Genomic DNA, 17,599 nt, shown 5'->3' with positions numbered 1-17,599 from the left:
TTACCATAGAACGCATTCTATGGTGATGCATTCGCGTTCAAAATACACCACCTTTAGCCACTCGAGGTTGTTTTAATAATGGATTCAACATGTTATTCATCCTAACAAACCTGTTATTATTTAAATTACTTGTGCAAATAATATCATAGAAAATAATTTCCATATAATTAATTATCAAATAATAGAAAACAACCGAATAGTATTTAAGACTAACTTTAAAATAAAAAAGCACACAATTAATATATTTTATTATAAATTAAATAAAAATAATTTCAGCATACTGTTAAATAGAAGAAAGATACAAAATGATAGTAAAAAAACCAATAATTCAAAATATTATTAATCAAAACACTTATAATTCATTAATTTCCCATTATTCAACAAACTTAGTCAATAACATTTATGAAATATTTCATATATTAAATAATGAAAATAACGAATCAAACTTGGAAATGATTCTCCATGCAGATAAAACAAGTAATCCACTTATTAACTTAGATAGAAACGACGAAAAAAGCAGTAATGGAATAAAACCGGATAAGGCTATTTACTTTAATAAAAATAAGTTTATTAACCCTTTAACACATAAAGAAATTAGTGACACGAGTGGTGAATTAAAGGGAAGCGTTTATTTCGCTCAAAACTCAATCATTCCTGCTGTGAATCGAATTGAAGGAGATATACAACCTAAATTGGTATCCGGTCGAAAAACTTTAGTCATGTTTAAACCTCAATCATCAATTCAACAAAATGAAAACATTAAATTAAATATTTATGATGAAAATAATAAATTGGTAACTAGTGAAAACCTAAGCCCTCCTACCAAATTACCTAAGATTGTAGACAACAGTACCATAGAGACAAATTTATTGCCTCACCATTTCAAACCACCTAAAAGATTTGATATTTTCATTGAAAATGAAAATAATTTAAATGTTATAGTTTCCAACCAAAAAGCTTTACATTATTTAATTTTAAAAAATAAAATAATACACTTAACATTTAATCATAAATATATGAAGGAAACATTCACACTAAATAATGATGTGAGATATAAAGGAAAAACTATAGTTTTAGAAAATATTCATAAAAAAAATATTAATATTAGCTATGGAAATGAAACAGTCACATTACCAAAAGGTCTCACGATTCAATTTATTTGTGACAATAATGGACGTTGGCTCACTGAAGAAAATGTCAATCTAATCGAATACTGGAAATCACCTGATATTTCAGCACGTAATTTGCCTCCATTTTTCGATTCTGAAATTGAAGGTCTGCCAGATATCGATGTTAGCGAAATTGATGCAAACTTTATGAATGATATCTTGAATGAACATTCAACAATAAAAATAACCAAGGTTGATTATGATACGACTAATAGTTTAATGTTAAAAAGTAATATTAATCATGTATATAAACAAATCCTATTTACCTCAACATCCGATGAGACGACTCTTATTCATACTAAATATAAATGTGTTGAATTAAAAAAAGGAGACTTATATTTATTCAAGTGCAACACTAATGGGGACTGGGAAAATATACCTATCACCAGAGAGATCCCACCGCTAGACTATTCACAACCAGAAAACTATGATTTAACTTTAGATAATAACAAGTCGATTAATGAATCATCTGAAAATAAAAAAAACTTATTGGAATTATTAAAAAACAATGAATCAATAAAAATTGCTACAAGTGACGGGAACTGGGCTCGTGACTTTACACTTATGGCAGATAATGACCTTCATAATAAAAAAATCCTTTTCAGCTCTAGTGCCTACTATGATAGCCATATTCATTATGGAAATAAAAGTTTAAAACTAGGAACGGGTGAAAGTGTTCTTTTTATTTATGATTTACATAAAAAATGGTTCCCTATTTATCTTAATAACGAACCTTATATCGCAAAGAATGACGATTCAACGAGTAATTTAGAATACATTGAAAATACATGGTCAACGACAATTTCTGAAGAGTATATTCACCCTGATATAAAGCTAGAGTTTGTTTTGAAAGAGCAAAAAGGAACACTATCAAATATTGATATTGGCGCCCCAAATGAATTACTGGTCAATACATTAGATATTGGCCTACTTACCCCCCCAAGGGATGTACTTCTTTTCCAAGAAAAACCCGAGCTTAATCGGCAATATTACCAAACTATTCCCGTTAAAAATTTTATTGTTTCTCGCTATGAGCCAATTCACCTTACAAAAGTAGTGATGCCTAATGGCCAAGTTTTCACCGATAAAGCAACAGGAAAAGGAGGCGCGTATAGCGGCAATATGAGGGAGTCGATAACCAAACGTTTTTATGCCGATGGCATTAATCTAGCAAATTATGGTGTAAACAGTTCAGCTTCTGATGCTGAGTCATTTAATCCTACGAGCCAAATAACTGCCTATAATTCTGTTGGGGTATATGAGAATGGGAGGGTTATTCATGGCTGGTCAGGCGGCGGTGGAAAAGCAACGTTAAATAGAACCGATAGTAATGAGCTTAGTCATGAATTTGGCCATAACTTTGGCCTAAGTGATTACTATGGGGGCACAGAAGGAGGAACACATGCAACTGCCGATAAAAAGAATTCAACATGGCTATGGGATCCTTATAATAACTATTTTATTCCAAATACCTATCAAGATGGTTCATTAAACCATGACGCAATGAGTGGTGGGGAAGCTTACAATCCCAAATACAATGCCTATACCGCATACACACCAAATTCCCTTGTTGCTATCCAAAAAAAATTAGAAAGCAATTATACTTTTAGCTCAGAATCATCGACGGGATATAAAAAATGGGATCCGAATATAAAAAAATTGGTTGACGCTAAATTAGATCTTTCCAATTTCAATATCATTAATTTTTCCCCAAAAAATGGTTCTGATATTACAACTGATCGCATAAATGAACTGTTAAAAAAAAGTAACTTAGTCTATCTTTGCCAAGGAAATGGCTATTATGCACCGAATATTAGTCTCCCAGCAGCATCCGAGCATAATAAAAATAGCATTATCAAGATAAAGTCATATGCACAATGGAATAGCAAAATACATGTCAATAATAAGGTGGAGACAATCACCAAAAATGATTTATTTTGCTATCGTTCAGATGGGGTCAGTTGGAAACGAATTTCGGAACCAGAATCTGCTATTCATAAAAAAGCCAGAAAACAGGGTGTAGAGGTTGTCACTTTAATGGGCTTCTATGATCCTGAAGGAACCATTGATAGCTATATTTATCCCCCTTCATTTGGTTCTTATGGCATGGTTTATCAAAATGATGCGCGAGTTAATACTGATTCCCCCTACCTAGAGGTGATTTTTAACGACGGGAACAAAAAACAATATCAGCTTAATAACTTCCGTGGCAATAAAGATATGATGAATAAATTCCATATTAATATTGAACACGGTTTAATCCCAATTGAGACTAAGCTGTATATTAATAATAAAATGGTTCATTCAAGACCTATTGAAATTAAAGAGAATCGGTTTCTCACTACGATTAATGGCACTATTGTTGAATAAATAATCCAATCCTGTCACTGGTTATATCCAACAACCAGTGACATCTTGATGTATCAATAAAAATAGTTTTTAACCCGCCTTAGTCAGTGAATGGCTAGCAAATGATAAACTCGTTTTTCTTGCTATTAGCCCAAACAGACAACCGACTAACATCACTATTGCTAAGGATAATCTTGGGGCAATGGGCAAACCGATTGCACAAAGCCCAAGAGCTGCCCCTCCGGCCATTTGTACAAAACCAACTAACGCAGAAGCGGTTCCTGCTTCCTGACCAAAAGGTTCTAAAGCATAACTAGTTGCCGTTCCCATCATAAAGGCCAGCCCTGTACAAGCACAGGCGACAGGTAACATATAGACTAACCAATGGCTTTGTATTTCTACCGGCAATACGACAAAACCTAGCAATAATCCTAAGCAACCAAGTGCCATCATTAAACTACCCACTAATAAACAGGTTGGTCGCCCTATTTTATGAATAAAGTAATTAGCGATATAACTGGCAAACATGATCCAAAAACCATTAATACCAAATACAATAGAAAACGCTAGCGGAGATAACTGCGCATCCCCCATCAGTACAGTTGGTGCAAGTGACACATAAGTTAATGCCATACCCATCGTGCCTGCGTTCACTAAGGCAAAAATAATAAATTGATAATTTCCTAAAATTCGCCAATAGGTTTTCAGCGGAATAATCTTTGCTTTAGGTAAATTAGCTGGCCGTGTTTCCGGTAAAAAAGCAACAGTTAGCACTAATATAACCAACGCATACAAAGCAAGAAACCAGAACGGTGCCCGCCAGCCCCATGCCTCTGCCAGCAAACCTCCGAGTAGTGGAGCTAATGCTGGAACAATATTTAATGTCCCATTTAAGAAACCAAAAGCGCGAGCGGCTTTCGTACCATTCATTCGGTCTCGTACACAACTAAATGCCACTACCGAAGTACAACAAACCGCAACACCTTGCAATAAACGTGATGCAATAAATACCGTAGGTGTTGTTGCTACAATAGCAACACCTGCACCAATGATGTACAACAACATACCCGCAATCGCGACAGGTTTTCGCCCATATCTATCGACTAATGGGCCCGAAATCAATTGCCCTAACCCCAGAACAAGAATGAACAATGCTATCGTTGACTGGATCACCGACTCATTGCTACCTAAATCCTTCGCAATATCAGGTATTGTTGGCAAATATAAGTCAATCCCTAATGGGCCAAGTAAGACTAATAAAAGTAATAAGATAAGAAAATTACGCATAAACCATGCCTAGACTCGATAAAATGTAATTTAGAAAATACTCATAATTATAAATTCAACATTTTACGGTGCTTAAAAGTCAAAAAAGGCGCTAAACTTAGCGCCTTTCATGTCATCAACAGTCAATGATGACGGGTTATTCCATCCATTCAGTATGGAAAACACCGTCTTTATCAGTACGCTTATAAGTGTGAGCACCGAAGTAGTCGCGCTGCGCTTGGATTAAGTTTGCAGGCAATACCGCTGAACGGTAGCTATCATAATAAGAAATAGCAGCTGAGAATGTTGGTGTTGGGATACCATTTTGTACACCATAGCACACCACATCACGCAGTGCTTGCTGGTATTCGTCAGCAATTTGTTTAAAGTATGGCGCTAACAACAAGTTGGCAATTTTTGCATCTTGGTTATACGCATCAGTGATTTTTTGTAGGAACTGCGCACGAATGATACAGCCTGCACGGAATATTTTTGCGATTTCACCGTAGTTTAAATCCCAATTATATTCTTCTGATGCCGCTTTCAGCTGTTGGAAGCCTTGTGCATAAGACACAATTTTACCTAAATACAGTGCGCGGCGAACTTTTTCAATAAACTCTTTTTTATCGCCTTCAACCGCTTTCAGTACTGGACCTGTTAATACTTTAGAAGCTGCAACACGCTGATCTTTTAAGAAAGAAATATAACGTGCAAATACAGATTCAGTAATTAACGTCAGAGGGATACCTAAATCCAGCGCACTCTGGCTAGTCCATTTACCGGTACCTTTATTAGCCGCTTCATCAAGAATCACGTCAACCAGATATTTACCATCTTCATCTTTTTTCTTGAAGATATCTGCTGTGATTTCAATTAAATAGCTACTCAGTTCACCTTTGTTCCACTCAGCAAAGATGCCAGCTAATTCTTCGTTGCTCAGGTTCAATGAACCTTTTAATAATGAATAGGCTTCTGCGATTAATTGCATATCACCGTATTCAATACCGTTGTGAACCATTTTAACATAGTGGCCCGCACCATCTGCACCAATATAGGTCACACAAGGTTCACCTTCTGCTTGTGCTGCAATTTCTTTTAAGATTGGTGCAACTAACTCATAAGCTTCTTTCTGACCACCAGGCATAATTGAAGGACCTTTTAATGCGCCTTCTTCACCACCTGAAACACCAGTACCGATGAAATTAAAACCTTGCTCAGATAATTCACGATTACGACGGATAGTGTCAGTAAATAAGGTATTACCACCGTCAATTAAGATATCCCCTTTGTCCAGATGAGGAGTCAGCGAGGCAATTGTTTTGTCCGTTGCTTCACCCGCTTTTACCATCAACAAGATGCGGCGAGGTTTTTCCAGAGAGTCAACAAACTCTTCAATTGTATAGTTGGGAACTAATTTTTTCCCTGGATTTTCGGCAATCACTTCATCTGTTTTATCTTTAGAACGATTAAAGATAGACACTGAGTAACCACGGCTTTCAATGTTGAGCGCAAGGTTACGCCCCATGACTGCCATTCCGACAACACCAATCTGCTGCTTTGACATGAACAACTCCTGTCTGATTAGGACCAAGTCAGCCTCGACCGTGCTGACATTCTGTTAACGGGATCACATATTAACCTAGGATTGTGTTGCATGGTAGTTATTGATGCAATCGATGACGTATACAAGGCCATTTTTGTCAAGAATTGTCCAACTAACGTTATTTTTTATTGATATTTCGTTCAACAAACCGCATTATTCACTCGTCGGTATAAGCCGTCATATCAGAAGGTAAAACAAACTGTATGGAATGGATCGCAGATCCTTCGATTTGGGCGGGCCTCGCTACCCTTATCGTTCTAGAAATCGTTCTTGGTATTGATAACCTCGTCTTCATCGCCATTCTGGCCGATAAGCTCCCGCCAAAGCTGCGTGATAGAGCCCGTGTAACTGGACTTTTATTAGCCCTGATTATGCGTGTTGTGCTTCTATTTAGCCTGTCATGGCTCATTACCCTCACGAAACCGATATTAACTCTCTTTGATCACGCCTTTAGTGCTCGAGACCTAATTATGTTGGTAGGTGGTTTATTCCTCTTGTTTAAAGCCACAATGGAGCTAAACGAGCGGTTGGAGGGGAAAGACGAACACACCAATACCCAAAGAAAGACATCTAATTTCTGGGCTGTTGTTGCACAAATTATTGTTCTTGATGCTGTATTCTCACTAGACTCCGTGATCACCGCTGTCGGTATGGTTGACCATATCGGTGTAATGATTGCAGCTGTGACCATTGCAATGGCATTAATGATTTGGGCAAGTAAACCGTTAACGAGCTTTGTTAACCAGCACCCAACCATTGTCATACTGTGTTTGAGCTTCTTACTGATGATTGGTTTCAGCTTAGTTGCCGAAGGGTTTGGCTATGCCATACCGAAAGGTTACTTATACGCTGCAATTGGCTTCTCTATCATGATTGAAGTCCTAAACCAATTTGCCCAATTTAATCGACGTAAATTCCTTAAAGGCTCACGTCCACTACGTGAACGTACAGCAGAGGCGGTATTACGCATTCTTAGCGGTAATAACGAACGTGGAGAATTAGACCCACATACTTCTGATCTTATCGCTGATAATCAATCCGTTTTTGACCCACAAGAGCGTTTAATGATTGCTCGAGTGCTCGGTATGGCACAACGTAACGTAGAAAGCATTATGACTTCACGCCATGATGTGGATTATCTCGACATTAATAAATCATCTTCAGATTTACTGCAATTAATGGAGAAAAACCCACACTCGCGTTTAGTGGTCATTGATGAAACTATCAGCGATGAACCTGTTGGGGTAGTACATGTAATGGATTTGGTTAAACAGCAATTAAAAGGCCAACCATTAAACTTACGTGCATTGATTACCCAACCATTGATATTCCCAGAAGGGTTGTCTCTGTTAAAAGCGTTAGAGCAGTTTCGTAAGGCGCATACTCACTTTGCCTTTGTTGTGGATGAGTTTGGTTCTATCGAAGGTATCGTGACATTGACTGATGTAATGGAAACGATCGCAGGTAACTTGCCGGTTGGTGATGAAGAAAATGACTCACGCCACGACATTCAAAAACTGGATGATGGTACTTGGATTGCCAACGGCTTTATGCCACTTGAAGACCTGATCATGTTTATCCCTATGGAATTAGACGATAAACGTGAGTATGAAACGATTGCGGGTCTTTTAATGGAACACTTACAACGTGTTCCTGAAGTGGGTGAACAAGTGACAATTAACGGTTGTATATTCCAACCTCTTGAGGTTAACAGCCACCGAGTCAATAAAGTGTTAATCACTCCACCAGCCCCTGAGGGGGATGGCTATGAGTTTGAAGATGACTAATTAGCACGTGCTTTTTGACTAAATACCAGCCTATATGGCTGGTATTTTTTTGCCTAAAACCTATAGATATCAACCTTTAGACGATTAAGCGCAAAATAGTGGCGTTTTTTAAAAGAAAAATACATTCAAAGCTTGAATAATTCAGCGTATTAAATACAACTAATTTAAACGAAGGTCACATTGTGAAAATAAAAACTAGCCAATCAAATAGCAGTACGATCCAAGTGCCTAGTACAAGTACAAAAAAAAAATCAGAAAATATAGCAGTTACAGCAATAAGCATTAATAATAACGTTAAATGTTGCCCTGTACTGATTAAAGAGAACAGTAATAATTTAATCACTAATCAAAGTGATAAATTACAAAAAACACCAGAAAAAACAAATAATTTCAATAAAATAAGTAAATTGAGCACCCAAATCACCAAATTAATTACAACTATACATGATATTAACACTGAGCAATTTAATCCGAATGACTCTTCATTTTTTCAAAATTTATCGGATAAAATGATTCAACTAAATAATGATCTTTCTGATTACAAAAATAAAATAAGTTCATAAAAAGAGAAAACACCCATTTAAGGGCGCTTCAGACTGCTGACAAACCTATTATGTTTGGCAGCAAATCTAATAGATTTTGAAAATAAATTAGGAAAATCAATAAATTGATTTTCGGCTGATAACACAAAGCGGGAAAAACCACGCTTTTATCCCGCTTTGTCAACAACCTCAAACGCCCATTTAAGGGCGTTTTGTTATCTTAAAGGGCATTCAATAAATCATTGAGTCCTTTATTTTCTTCTTTCTTCAAGAAGTTACCAAGCGCTTCTTTAGCTTGTGTACGTAACTCATTACGCAGTAATTTTTCGACATCTAATTGGTATTTCAAATTATGCCAATTACCATAAATTCGCAGTGGAATGGTCATGGCTTGCAATTGTTGAACTAAACGTGAATCCCCACCCCAGCCATTGGCAATATTAACCCCTAAATTGACATCAATGGTTTCATGAGGGATATTCATACGGCCTTGCCCACTGATGTTAACTAAGGATGACATCGCATTCATAGAGGAAATGTTCAACGTACCTTTATTTAATTTACCTGCCACAGTGAAAGAATCAACCTCAGTGACGTTCCCCGTATTCACGGGCGCATTAATTTTACTGGTTACTCTGGAAACCGATTGCTGAATTAATAACGGAATATTCAATCCCTGTAATTTGGCATTTCTTAACTCAAAATTAACAGGCCCTTGCCACTGGTTTTTCACTGCATTGTCATCATAACCCACACCCGATAACGCCGCATTTAACGAAATTATTCCACTTAATTTTTGTGGCATATTGAAGGCTTTTAATAATGGAGTTAAATCGATATTTTTTAAATCTGGTTTTGCTGAAACATAAGCGGGAGTTGAACTGTAATTAAATGTCACCGGTATTGAAAAATCACCACCAAATGCCTTACCTTGTAATTTTGAAACAGTTAAACGAGGTGTTTGGTTTTGTGCCTCAAAAACTACATCACTAACCGTCATTCCACGATAGATTAACTGCTTAATGGCTAAATTGATATCGGCGGAAAATGCCTGCAAGCCTGATAAATCATACTGTTGAGGATTTGCACCAGAAATAACAGGCTTAACACCAACACGGTTATTATTCGTCTCTGATTCTACACTGGTACTGGCAGGCGCTGTTCCTAATAGATTATCTAAATCTAATTTCTCGGCGACTAAATTAACCCTAATTTCTGGGGTATTCGTTAATTGGATACTGCCATTACCTGATAGACCACTTTCGTTAGCTGTTATTAACAAATTGCTTAAACTCGCACTTTCCACTTTCCCTTTGGTATATAGGAAATCACTTGTTATTTGCCCTTCAATTCCACTTTCAGGTAAATCAACACCACTCAATTTATAGTCAAACTGAGTTAATTTGCCACTAATCCTTTGATTAATATCTGATAAATCGATATCTGCGCGTAGATTAAATACAAACTCTTGTTGGTTTTTATTTAGATTTCCACTGAATTTAACTGCGACCTGTTTTTTATCACTTTTCTTCAGTGATAAATCAATGTTGCGCAGATTAAATTCATCTTTAGCAGTTTGCCAAATAACTAAGCTATTAGAAATATTAATTTTTTCTATATCTAATAACCAGTCACTTTTCTCTTGTGCAGAGGTTGATGTTGGCACACCACCAGGCGCTACAGGGGCGTTACGGTGAGTTTGGATTTCGCTATCGGGTGTCTTGCGGATAACAGCACCATCAATAACAATTTGCTCAACAGAGAGTTTATGGGAAATGAGAGGCCATAATTCAACATCTAAGCGCATATTATCTGCACTTAGTATGGGTTTAGCCGCATTCGGCGCAGTAAGAGAAACAGGCCCAGTAATAATGCTTAAGGTTGGCCACACATGCCAACGCATATCACCGTTGAATTCAAGTTGATAACCACTTTTTTTCTCTACTTGTTCAACAATATAATGACGGAAATCATTCGGGTTCACTAACATTACGAGTGTTGTTAACCCAGCAACAATTACCACAAGTAAAATAATCAGTGTCGTCAAAAAACGTTTCATCCTTCCCTCTCTTAAATTCCGCTTGCGCTCGCCACAAAAATGAACTCACACCTATCCCTGAAAATGGGCGGAAATTACCGGTTTAATCTCCATTAAACACAACAATTTCCGCAAAGTTCACCGGTTATCAGTCTTCACTGATACGGCTACCAACAGCACCTTGTTGGTTTTTATATTTAGCATCTTGTCGGCTATTATAAGGGCGATCGGCACTGCCAGATAACGGCTCAAAGCTTAATGCACCAATCACCATGCCGGGACGCAATGCTAACGGTAATTTACCTGAATTATAAAATTCTAACACGATTTGCCCATGCCAACCGGGATCAATTCGATGTGCGGTTACGTGTACCATCAAACCTAGTCTCGCTAATGAAGAGCGCCCGTCTAACCAACCTACAAGGTTATCAGGGAGCGTAACAGACTCAAGCGTCACTGCAAGTGCTAATTCTCCTGGGTGCAGGAAAAATGGCTCATCCTCATCAAGAACAATTTCATCGCTCATGACGCGATCTAATGCGGCATTAACCTCATCTTTAGGGCCACTAAGGTCAATAAATGCAGCAGTGTGTCCTCGAAAAACGCGGAATTGATTTCCCAAACGAACATCTGCAGTTGCACCATTGATTCGTTCAACTGGTGGGCGTGGGCTAATAACTAATTTACCATCATCCATCCATTGAATAATATCGCGGTCACAAAGACGCATGGTTGTTTCCCCCTTCATTATTTTAATTTCTGCGCGGTTTAATCTTGACAGAATTCGCCAATTTTCGCTTTCAAGATATCAATCGCTACACGGTTTTTCCCACCGCGAGGAACAATGATATCGGCATATTGCTTTGATGGCTCAATAAATTGCAAAAACATTGGGCGAACCGTTTTATTATATTGGTCAATAACGGAATCAAGCGTTCTGCCCCTTTCATTTACATCACGTTTAATACGGCGCATCAAGCAAATATCAAGTGGTGTATCAACAAAAATAGAAAAATCCATTTCACCACGTAAGCGTTTATCTGTTAATAACAAAATACCTTCAATGATAATGACTTTTTTAGGTTTGAACGTGATGGTTTTTTGTTTACGTGTATGAGCGACATAGTCGTATTGCGGAATTTCTACTGCTTGGCCACTTTTCAGTGATTTGAGATGTTCATAAAGCAAGCTGTGGTCCATCGAGTTAGGATGGTCATAATTTACTTTAAGGCGTTCTTCCATTGGGACATCGGCTTGGTCTTTGTAATAACAATCTTCTGGAATAACACCGATATTATGATCACCGACCTGTTCTCTTAACTCACGGTATAACGTGCTTGCAATTAAGCTTTTGCCAGATGCAGAGGCTCCCGATATACCTACAATGGTACAGTGATGCGCTATGTCAGTCATAAAATGATAACCTGGTTAAATATTTAGAAATGAGATACACAACAGAAAAATGTTATGTTGGCGGAATTATAGGGGGTAATGGCGTGTTGTTCCAGCATACCTCAACAAAGTTCGCTAAAAAAACACCCATTAGATAGGAAATGCCGTAAATCGGAGCGTACAAAATGTCATTTATACACTAAAACTGTTTTTTTCCTTCTAATACCGCAATGCGATTTTCAATCGAGGGGTGAGTTGAAAACACAGAATCGCCCTTATTAAAAATATAAGCGGCCTTACGGTAAGCTTGCCCTGTGGTACTGTTATCATATTCATGGGTTTCATGATTACCGGAGATTTTTTTCAACGCACTAATCATGGCTTGGTTATCTGCAGTCAAATCCACTGCCGCGGCGTCAGCCATATATTCACGAGTGCGAGATAAATAAAAATAGAGTATTTGGGTTATCCACGGCAAAACAAAATTTAGAACTAATAGGATCATTTGCGCTTTATTAGCGGCATTATTGCGGCTGCGCCCTGCTGTTCGGATAAAAATCTGACTAAATAAATTCGTTACCGTTAAAATCACGTTTGCCAAAATCCCCACATACAGGGTTAATTTTGAATCACCATGAATAATGTGCCCAACTTCATGAGCGAGAACGGCTTGAACTTCTTGCCGATTAAGCGTTTGCAACAAACCTCTGGTTACCCCCACAAGCGCATTACGGTTATTCCACCCTGCCGCAAAAGCATTCGGCTCATCCGTTTCTAAAATATATAAACGGGGAATATAACCTAAACTAGCACTTAAACTTAATTCTTCAATAATATTAAAAAGTTGTTTTTCTTGGGGGCTACTCGCATTTTCTTGGGTTATTTCTCTGGCATTCATCCCAGCTAACATCATTTTATGGCCTCTAAAATGAATATAAATCAACCCAAGAAAGGTTAAGCCTAAAACAATAAAAGTGGCGATAGGTAATTCATGAAGTGTCACAAACATCATCGCATTATCGACTAAGTCCAATTGCTCATTTGGGTGTGTTGCAATATCCGCCAATAAGCCAATAATTAGCATTAAAAAAATATAGCTCATCACCACTAAGCGTGTGCGAATATTATTTTTACGAATGACGTTTCTAAAATCCATAATGTGACCTGTTATCTACCACTCATATAATATCGGAACACCATAAGGCATTCCGATGATTGATAACTTCAAAGGTTAAGCGGTTTTTAATCAAAATTAATACGACGTGATTCCTCAGTCTTGATGGTTTCTTCATCAAGACGCCAATATTCCTTGGAAATTTTTAAGCTAGGAATAATGCCAACAATTAGTGCCGCAGGCATAGACGCAATATACGCATTATAAGTTTCTAATGAGCGGTTATAACCACGTTTAGCAAATGACAATTTATTTTCTGAAGAAACGATTTCTTCTTGTAAATTTGCCATAATTGCATCGGATTTTAGCTCAGGATAAGCTTCAACTGCGACATTAATCGCCCCACTGGTCACCATTTTTGATAATGCATCTTCGGCTTCGCGGGCTTTATCCCCTGTCGCATTTTGTGCTTGTGTCCGTAGTTCAGTAATTTTACTGAACACCTCGGTTTCATGACTTAAATATTTTTTAACTGTTGCCAATAAGCTATCAAATACTTTTCCACGACGGTCTAATTGAACTGAAATTTCTGTTTCACTCGAAATAACAGCTTCTCGCAACGCAACGATACGGTTATAAAAATAAATAACGATCAGCACCACGACAACAATAAAAATTAAAAATTTCATAGTCACCTTTTCGGATTACCCGTAGAAAGAAAACTGATTAAATAACAGATGCGGCTATTCTACGCGAACATGACTCAATAAAGAAATATTCCGCGAACAATTCAGAAAAATAGAAGGCTAAAACAAATGCGTTTAGTAGAGGAAAGTGTCGACAATAAATAAGGCTATTTAGTCATAAACTAAATAGCCTTTTTATTCTATGGCCGATTAAACTGCACGGAAAGAAATTTCTGTTGGGATTTTATCCCCTTCCCAATACATCAAAGCAGAAATTCCTGAAGCAATTTCGCGGTAGATATCGGCAAATTCGCCTTCTGGATCACGCATAACAGTAGGCTGGCCACGGTCAAGGTCTTCACGTAAAGAAATATGCAGAGGAACCTGTCCCAATAATTTAGTATGGTATTTTTCTGCTAATTTCTCAGCACCACCGGTACCAAAAATCGGCTCTACATGCCCACAATTGCTGCAAATATGTGCGCTCATGTTTTCAACCACACCCAGTACTGGGACATTGACTTTCTTAAACATCACAATACCTTTCATGGCATCAACCAAGGCGATATCTTGTGGTGTTGTCACTACCACTGCCCCAGTGACAGGGATATTTTGAGAAAGTGTTAATTGGATATCTCCCGTTCCCGGTGGCATATCGATAACTAAGTAATCCAAATCCGGCCATAGCGTGTCTTGCAGCATCTGCATTAATGCTTTGCTTGCCATTGGGCCACGCCAAACCATGGCGTTGTCATCCGTCACTAAGTAACCGATTGAGTTTGTTGCCAAGCCATACGCCATAATCGGGGCCATATGCTGACCATCTGGAGAGGTTGGGCGCTCTAATGTTGTGCCTAACATATTTGGAATTGATGGGCCGTAAATGTCCGCATCAAGGATCCCCACTTTCGCCCCTTCTTGTGCCAGAGCGAGCGCTAAGTTCACAGAAGTGCTTGATTTACCAACGCCACCTTTACCCGAACTGACGGCTAAGATATTACGAACACCATTAATACCCGGCAAATCATTTGCACGTTTTAATGTCGTGATGTCATGACGCAGTTTCCATTCAACAGCATGAGCGCCTGTTTGTTGCTTCAATTCAGCGGTCTTTTCGCTAATTAAAGTTTGAAACGGCCCTTTCCAAACGAATGGCATAACTAATTCGACATGCAGCACGTTGTCCAACATTGCGCAATGATGTAACGCTTTGATAGAAATCAAATTACGTTGCAGTGTTGGGTGTGTAAATGAAGCCAAAACTTTGGAGACTTGTTCAGTCAGCAGTTCTGGTTTGTTCTGCTCGGGGGATTTATCGTTCATCCCGGCTCCTTTATTTATATTTTTGAACTAGGTACATCCTGAATAATAAGCTACATAAAATTAAACAGATATACTTTGACTGAGATTAATCATAACAGAGAACACAAAAAATAGTGATTACCCCGCATAGTAAAAACCACAAAGAGGTAAAAATTTCTTTTTCGAACAAATTGCCAATTAATATTTTATACCCCTAGCAGCGATGGTTTTGATCGGTTAACATCAAAGACCCTTTTCAAATAATGGAAGTAAGAAAGTTACTATGTCTCAAGTCGCGAATAAATTACTGGTAACCTGTGCGTTACCCTATGCTAACGGTTCAATCCATCTTGGTCATATCCTGGAACATATTCAGGCTGATATTTGGGTCCGTTATCAGCGAATGCGCGGCAAAGAGGTTCACTTTATCTGTGCCGATGACGCGCACGGAACTCCAATCATGCTTAAAGCTCAACAACTTGGCGTAACGCCAGAAGAGATGATTGCGGCAGTGAACCAAGAGCATCAGAACGATTTTGCTGGTTTCGCCATTAGTTATGACAACTATCACTCCACACACAGTGAAGAAAACAAAGTCTTATCAGAGCTAATTTACGGGAAACTGAAAAATAACGGTTTTATTAAGAACCGTACTATTTCACAGCTTTTCGACCCAGAAAAAGGCATGTTCTTACCAGATCGCTTCGTTAAAGGCACTTGTCCAAAATGTAAAGCCGAAGACCAATATGGTGATAACTGTGAAGTCTGTAGCGCAACCTATAGCCCAACAGAGCTGATTAACCCACGTTCAGTGATTTCTGGCGCTACACCTGTCATGCGTGATTCAGAACACTTTTTCTTTGATCTTCCTGCATTTAGCGACATGCTTCAAGCGTGGACTCGCTCAGGCGCATTACAAGAACAAGTCGCCAACAAAATGCAAGAATGGTTCGAATCAGGCCTACAACAATGGGATATTACCCGTGATGCACCTTATTTCGGTTTTGAAATTCCTGATGCGCCGGGTAAATATTTCTATGTTTGGTTAGATGCGCCTATCGGTTACATGGGCTCCTTTAAAAACCTGTGTAATAAACGCGGTGACCTCGACTTTGACGAGTTTTGGAATAAAGATTCAAAAACCGATCTTTACCATTTCATTGGTAAAGATATCGTCTATTTCCACAGCCTGTTCTGGCCTGCCATGTTAGAAGGTAGCCAGTATCGTAAACCAACAAACCTGTTTGTTCATGGTTATGTCACGGTTAATGGGGCAAAAATGTCGAAGTCGCGCGGTACATTTATTACTGCCCGCTCTTACTTAGAGCACCTAGATGCCGACTGCTTGCGCTATTACTATGCAGCAAAACTGTCTTCGCGTATTGATGACATCGATTTTAATTTGGAAGATTTCGTCCAGCGCGTCAACAGCGATATCGTCAATAAAGTGGTTAACTTGGCATCACGTAATGCGGGCTTTATTGCTAAACGCTTTGGCGGTCAATTATCAGCAAACCTTGCTGAGCCAGAGTTATACCAACAATTTGTTGATGCCGCTAAAGTTATCGGTGAGGATTATAACAACCGTGAATATAACAAAGCGATCCGTGAAATCATGGCATTAGCCGATATCGCAAACCGCTATGTTGATGAAAAAGCCCCTTGGGTTGTGGCAAAACAAGAAGGTAAAGATCAAGAGCTGCAAGATATTTGCTCGATGGGCATCAATTTGTTCCGCGTTCTGATGACTTACCTGAAACCTGTTTTACCAGGGCTCACTAAGCGTGCTGAAGCTTTCTTAAATAGTGAATTATCATGGGATGCGATTAACACCCCATTATTGAACCACAGCGTCGCACCATTTAAGGCATTATTTAACCGCATTGAAATGGCAAAAGTGGATGCAATGGTCGAAGCCTCAAAAGAGAGTATCAAACCCGTTCAGCAACTTACGGGGCCGCTAGCCGATGACCCAATTCAAGATACCATCACCTTTGATGACTTTGCGAAAATTGACCTGCGAATTGCATTAATCAAGCAAGCTGATTTTGTTGAAGGCTCAGACAAGCTACTGAAATTACAATTAGATATTGGCGGTGAAACTCGCCAAGTATTTTCTGGTATTCGCTCCGCTTACCCAGACCCTAAAGCTTTAGAAGGCCGTTTAACCGTGATGGTTGCCAACCTCGCACCTCGTAAAATGCGTTTTGGTATTTCTGAAGGTATGGTAATGGCTGCTGGCCCTGGCGGTAAAGATATCTTCTTACTCAGCCCTGATAGTGGTGCGCAACCCGGTATGCAAGTTAAATAACCCATACTTGCTCTAATCTGTTATTCATTAAAAGTGGGAA

12 protein-coding genes are annotated in these 17,599 nt (G+C 38.5%); 4 read left to right on the top strand and 8 right to left on the bottom strand.

The genetic code is table 11. From position 1 onward, the window contains the following. The first annotated feature begins 305 nt into the window (after positions 1 to 305). The gene (locus tag PR683_RS00470) at positions 306 to 3,539 is read left to right on the top strand and encodes a M66 family metalloprotease (protein WP_272581614.1); all 3,234 of its coding nucleotides are present in this window, start codon (positions 306 to 308) and stop codon (positions 3,537 to 3,539) included. Positions 3,540 to 3,608: 69 nt separating this feature from the next. Here PR683_RS00470 and PR683_RS00465 read toward each other — a convergent pair whose 3' ends face one another. Then, positions 3,609 to 4,805: a multidrug effflux MFS transporter gene (locus PR683_RS00465; RefSeq protein WP_272581613.1), complete on the bottom strand. Its 1,197-nt coding sequence runs from the start codon at positions 4,803 to 4,805 to the stop codon at positions 3,609 to 3,611. Positions 4,806 to 4,941: 136 nt separating this feature from the next. Continuing rightward, on the bottom strand, positions 4,942 to 6,348 hold the full coding sequence (gene gndA, locus PR683_RS00460; protein ID WP_004909277.1) for an NADP-dependent phosphogluconate dehydrogenase: 1,407 nt from the start codon (positions 6,346 to 6,348) through the stop codon (positions 4,942 to 4,944). Positions 6,349 to 6,590: 242 nt separating this feature from the next. Between gndA and PR683_RS00455 the strand changes: the two genes are divergently transcribed. Then, positions 6,591 to 8,174 carry a TerC family protein gene (locus PR683_RS00455; RefSeq protein ID WP_004909274.1) on the top strand — a complete coding sequence of 528 codons (1,584 nt, stop codon included), beginning with the start codon at positions 6,591 to 6,593 and terminating at the stop codon, positions 8,172 to 8,174. 182 nt (positions 8,175 to 8,356) lie between these two features. Beyond that, positions 8,357 to 8,737, top strand: a complete 381-nt coding sequence (locus tag PR683_RS00450; protein ID WP_123382133.1) for a hypothetical protein — start codon at positions 8,357 to 8,359, stop codon at positions 8,735 to 8,737. A gap of 199 nt (positions 8,738 to 8,936) precedes the next feature. Here the strand turns inward: PR683_RS00450 and asmA are convergent, their stop codons facing one another. The 6 genes from asmA to apbC all read right to left on the bottom strand — a co-directional run bounded on the left by asmA (position 8,937) and on the right by apbC (position 15,269). Next, positions 8,937 to 10,775, bottom strand: coding sequence for an outer membrane assembly protein AsmA (gene asmA, locus PR683_RS00445; protein WP_196719752.1), 1,839 nt, complete (start codon positions 10,773 to 10,775; stop codon positions 8,937 to 8,939). Between the two features lie 127 nt (positions 10,776 to 10,902). Beyond that, positions 10,903 to 11,484, bottom strand: a complete 582-nt coding sequence (gene dcd / locus PR683_RS00440) for a dCTP deaminase (protein WP_004909269.1) — start codon at positions 11,482 to 11,484, stop codon at positions 10,903 to 10,905. A gap of 38 nt (positions 11,485 to 11,522) precedes the next feature. Continuing rightward, complete coding sequence (gene udk / locus PR683_RS00435; protein WP_004256495.1) at positions 11,523 to 12,167, bottom strand: uridine kinase; 645 nt, start codon at positions 12,165 to 12,167, stop codon at positions 11,523 to 11,525. A gap of 178 nt (positions 12,168 to 12,345) precedes the next feature. Further along, a complete protein-coding gene (gene htpX / locus PR683_RS00430; protein WP_117162169.1) occupies positions 12,346 to 13,302 on the bottom strand; it encodes a zinc metalloprotease HtpX in 957 nt (318 codons plus the stop codon). Between the two features lie 86 nt (positions 13,303 to 13,388). After that, positions 13,389 to 13,949, bottom strand: a complete 561-nt coding sequence (locus tag PR683_RS00425; RefSeq protein ID WP_004909264.1) for a LemA family protein — start codon at positions 13,947 to 13,949, stop codon at positions 13,389 to 13,391. Positions 13,950 to 14,156: 207 nt separating this feature from the next. Further along, complete coding sequence (gene apbC, locus PR683_RS00420; protein WP_004256506.1) at positions 14,157 to 15,269, bottom strand: iron-sulfur cluster carrier protein ApbC; 1,113 nt, start codon at positions 15,267 to 15,269, stop codon at positions 14,157 to 14,159. Between the two features lie 262 nt (positions 15,270 to 15,531). Between apbC and metG the strand changes: the two genes are divergently transcribed. Further along, positions 15,532 to 17,559 carry a methionine--tRNA ligase gene (gene metG, locus PR683_RS00415; RefSeq protein ID WP_272581612.1) on the top strand — a complete coding sequence of 676 codons (2,028 nt, stop codon included), beginning with the start codon at positions 15,532 to 15,534 and terminating at the stop codon, positions 17,557 to 17,559. Positions 17,560 to 17,599 lie beyond the last annotated feature (40 nt).

Source organism: Providencia sp. PROV269 (genome assembly GCF_028477785.1).
In the GTDB taxonomy this organism is placed as follows: Bacteria; Pseudomonadota; Gammaproteobacteria; order Enterobacterales; family Enterobacteriaceae; genus Providencia; species Providencia rettgeri.
This window is presented reverse-complemented; position numbering and strand designations above follow the sequence as displayed.

What these genes read in the sequence shown, in the direction of transcription:
- udk (WP_004256495.1), bottom strand. Translation starts at nt 12,167, where the DNA reads ATGACTGACATAGCGCATCACTGTACCATTGTAGGTATATCGGGAGCC.
- metG (WP_272581612.1), top strand. Translation starts at nt 15,532, where the DNA reads ATGTCTCAAGTCGCGAATAAATTACTGGTAACCTGTGCGTTACCCTAT.
- asmA (WP_196719752.1), bottom strand. Translation starts at nt 10,775, where the DNA reads ATGAAACGTTTTTTGACGACACTGATTATTTTACTTGTGGTAATTGTT.
- PR683_RS00465 (WP_272581613.1), bottom strand. Translation starts at nt 4,805, where the DNA reads ATGCGTAATTTTCTTATCTTATTACTTTTATTAGTCTTACTTGGCCCA.
- dcd (WP_004909269.1), bottom strand. Translation starts at nt 11,484, where the DNA reads ATGCGTCTTTGTGACCGCGATATTATTCAATGGATGGATGATGGTAAA.
- PR683_RS00470 (WP_272581614.1), top strand. Translation starts at nt 306, where the DNA reads ATGATAGTAAAAAAACCAATAATTCAAAATATTATTAATCAAAACACT.
- PR683_RS00425 (WP_004909264.1), bottom strand. Translation starts at nt 13,949, where the DNA reads ATGAAATTTTTAATTTTTATTGTTGTCGTGGTGCTGATCGTTATTTAT.
- apbC (WP_004256506.1), bottom strand. Translation starts at nt 15,269, where the DNA reads ATGAACGATAAATCCCCCGAGCAGAACAAACCAGAACTGCTGACTGAA.
- htpX (WP_117162169.1), bottom strand. Translation starts at nt 13,302, where the DNA reads ATGGATTTTAGAAACGTCATTCGTAAAAATAATATTCGCACACGCTTA.
- gndA (WP_004909277.1), bottom strand. Translation starts at nt 6,348, where the DNA reads ATGTCAAAGCAGCAGATTGGTGTTGTCGGAATGGCAGTCATGGGGCGT.
- PR683_RS00455 (WP_004909274.1), top strand. Translation starts at nt 6,591, where the DNA reads ATGGAATGGATCGCAGATCCTTCGATTTGGGCGGGCCTCGCTACCCTT.